This window comes from Hymenobacter agri, assembly GCF_054778495.1.
This window is the reverse complement of the sequence record NZ_BAAGZM010000892.1, coordinates 1-1,297: the sequence shown is the minus strand read 5'-3', so window position 1 is coordinate 1,297 and position 1,297 is coordinate 1. Positions and strand designations below refer to the sequence as shown.

General features: G+C 62.7%; 1 protein-coding gene. It reads left to right on the top strand.

The annotated features are described in order from the left end of the window. On the top strand, positions 1-1,297 hold a 1,297-nt coding region (locus tag ACYVDE_RS23145; protein WP_460503889.1), incomplete at both ends, for a ComEC/Rec2 family competence protein.

The window sequence follows — 1,297 nt, the reverse complement described above, 5'->3', positions numbered from 1 at the left end:
CCGGCGGCGTGCGCGTGTCGCTGCCCCGGGTGGCGGGCGTCGCGCAGCCGCAGTACGGCGAGGTCTGGCTCATTGCCGGCCATCCCGACCCCAGTAAGCCCCCGCTCAACCCCGGCGAGTTCGACTACGCCCGCTACCTGGAGTACCGGCAAGTCTATCATCAGCAGTACGTTCACCCCGACCAATACCGCGTGCTGGGGATGAATCCGCCCAACCCGTTCGTGGCCATCAGCCTGCAGGCCGCCGCGCAGCTTGATGCGGTTTTCCGGCACTACATCACCGCCAAGCGCGAGTACGCCGTTGCCTCGGCGCTGGTGCTGGGCATCAAGGACGACGTGGATTTAGCTACCAAGCAGGCCTACACGGCCACCGGTACCACGCACATCATGGCCGTGAGCGGTTTGCAGGTGGGGCTGCTGTTCGGAGCCATGTCGTGGCTGCTGCGCAAGCTGTTTGGCCGCGTGAAAGGATTTCAGTTGTGGTCGGCGCTGCTGGGGCTGGCGGTTATCTGGAGCTATGCGTTTCTCACGGGGCTGTCGGCGTCGGTGCTGCGGGCCACGGTCATGTTCACCATTATCATTATCGGGCGCACCCTGCGGCGGCAGGATTCCATCTTCAACACATTGGGCGTGGCCGCCTTCGGGCTGCTCATCTGGAACCCGTTTCTGGTGGCTGACGTGGGCTTTCAGCTCTCGTTTCTGGCCGTGCTCAGCATCGTGTACGTGCAGCCTCGAATTGCGGAGTGGCTCGATGTAGAGACGTATTTCTATGCCCGCCGCCGGCCCTGGCAGCCCAAAGCCGTGCAATGGCTCTGGAAGGCCACCGGCTGGTCGCTCGATAAAGTGTGGCAGGCGGTGGCGCTGTCGCTGGCGGCGCAGGTGGCTACGTTCGGGCTGGGGCTGTATTATTTCCATCAATTTCCGTTCAGCTTTCTGTTTTCCAACCTCGTGGCCGTGCCCATTTCCAGCGGGGCCGTGTACGTAGGCCTGGCGCTGCTGCTGGTGAAAGGATTGGTCGCGTTGCCAAGCATGTACGGCCCCAAAACGGCAGCCTTTTTCGATTGGGCACCCAAAAGCATTGCGTGGCTCTTCGAGAAGATGGTGCTGATGTTCAACGAGTACATCTTCTGGGTAAGTAAATGGTTTAGCGGCTGGGTTGTGCGCGACATCCATATGTCGGCCCTGCAAACGGCCCTGCTCTTCGGCATGATAGCCGCCGGGCTGGCCTGGCTGAACACCCGCCGGCTGGGCTGGCTGCGCGGCATGGCGCTGCTACTGCTGTGCTACGCCGGCAGCCG